This window comes from Vicinamibacteria bacterium (assembly GCA_035620555.1).
Lineage (GTDB): Bacteria > Acidobacteriota > Vicinamibacteria > Marinacidobacterales > SMYC01 > DASPGQ01.
Window position 1 is genome coordinate 1 of the sequence record DASPGQ010000439.1, and the last position, 3,339, is coordinate 3,339.

A 3,339-nucleotide genomic window follows, 5' to 3' on the forward strand; every position below is an offset into this window, starting at 1 on the left:
ACGGAGATCCGCGGACGTCTCGCTGTCTATCGGGAAGGGAAACCCTTCGTCGAAACAAACTCGATGCGAGCCACGCCGGGGAGATAGCCAAGCGTGCCGAGGAGCGGAATTAGGGGGCTCGCCGGGTTTTGCCTCCTCGCCGGCTGTGGATCGAACCCCGGGCTCCCCCCGTCGCTCGTTCCCGGCTCGGCGGCGGGCTACAACCTCGTTCTTCTGACACTCGACACCACGCGAGCGGACCGGTTGGGCGCCTATGGCTGGGAACCCGCTTCGACACCGGCCCTCGACCGGCTAGCCGAGGAAGGTTTGAAGTTCACCGGCGCCATATCTCCCGCCCCGATGACGCTGCCGGCGCACGCGTCCATCCTCACGGGCCTCGATCCGCCGTCGCACGGTGTCCATCACAACGGGCAGTTCTCCTTGGACGAGTCCTTCACGACGATTGCGGAACGCCTCGAGAGCCAAGGTTACGATACCGCGGCGTTCGTTTCCGCGTTCGTGCTCGACGGCCGATATGGCCTGCGGCAGGGTTTTGCGGTATACGACGACCAGGTCGAGCCCGCCCCGGGCCAAGCCTTCGGCGGGCTGGACAGCCAGCGTTCTGCGAGGGACGTCACCGAGCGAGCGCTGGCGTGGCTGGGCACCCGTACGCGCCAGGGTCCCTTCTTCTTGTGGGTTCACTACTACGATCCCCATGCGGCCTACGAGCCCCCGGAGCCCTTTGCCAGTCAATTCGCGGGCGCACCCTACGACGGAGAGATCGCCTACATGGACTCGGAGATCGACCGAATCCTCACCTCCGTCCGCGCTCGAGCGGAGCCGGCGCTGATCGTCGCCGCGGGTGACCACGGAGAAAGTCTGGGCGAGCACCGGGAGCCCACCCATTCGAGACTCATTTACGACGCGACCCAGCGTGTGCCGATGATTTGGTGGAGCCCCGGTCTCATCGGCGGTCCCCTGGTCATGGAGGACACCGTGGGCCTCATCGATGTTTTTCCGACTCTGCTCGACGTGCTGGGAGTCGAATTCGATGCTTCGTCACTCGACGGGCGAAGCCTCGTTCGCCACCACGAAGAAGAGGACCGTGCCCTCTACATGGAAACCATGGCAACCTACCTCGACAACGGGTGGTCGCCCCTGCACGGCCTCCGAACGCAACGAGCCAAATACATCCTGGCGCCGAGACCCGAGTACTACGATCTAGAATCCGATCCCGGCGAGAAAAACAACCGCTACGATATCGCGAGGAGTCACGCCGACGAGGCCCTGGAACGATTGGAAACGCTGTTGAAACAGAAGCTCGGGGGGATGGCAACGGCCGCGAGCATCGCCGAGGGTGCTCGCCCCGTCGATCCGGACGCACTTCGAAGGCTGCAGGCGTTGGGCTATCTAGGTGGGGGAGGCTCTGCCGATCCTTCCCTCGCCCCTGACAGCCTCCCCGATCCCAAGGACATGCTGCCCGGTTCTGGCTCTCCTTGCGGAAGCCGAAGAAGCACGCTTGGCCGAGAAGTTCGATGAAGCGCTCGAAAAAGCGCAACGCGCGCGGCGCGGCGCTCCCAAAGACCTTCAGGTCCTTCAAGAGCTGGGTCTCATTTACGCGCAGATGAACCGGCTCGAAGAAGCCCGATCCGTCTTCGAGGAGTATCTCAACCTGAAGCAGAACGTCAACGTCTCGATTCTTTTGGCCAACGTTCTCAGACGGATGGGTCGGATCGACGAAGGACGGGCTCTCATCGAGAAGGCTCGACACCAGGAGCCCGACCACGGGGGCGTGCTTATCACGCTCGGAGATTTCCTCGTCGAAGCGGGCCGTCTCGGTGAAGCTCTTCTGCTTTATCAGCGTGCGAAGGAAGTCGACCCTTATCGTGCGAGTGAGACAGCGAACCAGCGCATCGTGGAGCTGAGGACTCAGTAGCTCTTCAAGCCAAGAGGAGAGAGACGCAAAGACGAGCCATAGCGCCTTTAGGTTTTTGCCCATCTTCGAGTTGTTTTAGCGTTCGCTCGAGCTCTCTGCCGGTTCCCAAGGCGCTTCGGGATCGAAAGCTCTCCGAATCATTGCAGCTACTTCCCGCATTCGCGTCTGGGAAAGTGGCCGCGGCTGACGTTGAAGGAGGCGTGACTTGTTCAACACGGAGATGAAGTGACCCTTGAGGTACGAAGTCGATGGCAAACCCGTCTCGCCGGGCTCCAGCTTTAGCGCCGTCGGGCCTTCGATTCCGGAGCGACCGAAGGGCACCACGAGGACGGAATCAACTCGTTCGCTTCTGTTTCGAGGATCCAAGGATACTACGACCACCCAGTGCCGGCGGGGAGGGTCACCCAGGTTGGCGGTCCAAATCTCTCCGCGCCGAGGTACGGTCCTAACCGTCGAAGTCAACGTCGTCCAAGCTTTGATCGAGGGCGGCTTCCAGTCGCGACTCTTCTTTCTGGGAGCGAGATGACAACCGCGCAAAATACGCGGTCGTATCCCGCTCCAAGCGCGCGCGATTGTCCGCCCGTCGGGCTCGTGCTACCGCGAGATCCACGGCATCGGCCAGGTTCCGGGCCCTGCCCTGTCTGATGAGAGAGTGAAGATACGCCAGGCTTTCGGGAGCGACCGTTGTGGATACCTTCCGTCGGCGACTCATGGTTCAATTTATCCGACAATACTCTGTCGTTCAAGGGGACGATTTACATGACAACAACGGACAGAATGCCCTCTGGGGCGGTGACGGAATTCGAGCCGCACGACCCAGTCGAGCACCTCAGCGGCTCCAATGACCCGACGACAGTCCCGTTGTGCCTTTGGGTTCTGGCTGCCAACGCCTTTGCGTTTCGATCTTCCGACCTCAGGACTGGCCGGCGCCCTGGCGGAGGCGTGCAAGGAAATCTGGCGGAACCGTTTCCCCCAACGCCTGGGCCTTCTGCGCATGCTCGAGGGCTTGTTCGACCCTTCCCGCCGCCGCATAGGCTATCGAAAGCTTCAAGTGGACCGGACCATGGTCCGGTTCGATGTCGAGCGCCGCCGAAAGCCGCTCGATCGCCTCGTCCAAGCGTTCTTCCCGGAGAAGGAGCTCGCCGAGCTGCCTCTGAGGCGCAAAGGCCGTAGGCTCGAGCTCAGCCGCCTTCCTGAACGATTCTTCGGCAGCGCGAAAGTCGCCGCGAAAAGCCAGCAGGCTTCCATGGTTCACCAGGGTGGGTACGTGGTCGGGACGGTTTGCCAGCGATTGCTGATAGAGTCGGAGAGCCTCGTCGTAGTTCCCTTCGATGTTCATCATGTTGCCGAGGCCGTACAGCGCGCTCGCCTGTTCCGGGTTGATCGCGAGCGCGGCCCGGTACTGCGCAATCGCGGGCGCGATC

Annotated in this window: 3 protein-coding genes; 2 read left to right on the forward strand and 1 reads right to left on the reverse strand. The window is 62.2% G+C overall.

All coding sequences use genetic code 11. The features are described 5' to 3' along the window. Nucleotides 1–93: 93 nt before the first annotated feature. Both VEK15_17750 and VEK15_17755 read left to right on the forward strand, forming a co-directional pair. Nucleotides 94–1,518 (forward strand): sulfatase, encoded by a 1,425-nt coding sequence (locus tag VEK15_17750; GenBank protein HXV62548.1) that lies wholly within the window; start codon nt 94–96, stop codon nt 1,516–1,518. Beyond that, the gene (locus tag VEK15_17755) at nt 1,499–1,915 is read left to right on the forward strand and encodes a tetratricopeptide repeat protein (protein ID HXV62549.1); all 417 of its coding nucleotides are present in this window, start codon (nt 1,499–1,501) and stop codon (nt 1,913–1,915) included. The genes VEK15_17750 and VEK15_17755 overlap by 20 nt, the downstream gene beginning before the upstream one ends. A gap of 913 nt (nt 1,916–2,828) precedes the next feature. On the opposite strand, the gene VEK15_17760 is transcribed toward VEK15_17755, so the two are convergent. Then, nucleotides 2,829–3,339, reverse strand: a 511-nt coding sequence (locus VEK15_17760; protein ID HXV62550.1) for a tetratricopeptide repeat protein, incomplete at its 5' end; no start/stop codon positions are given.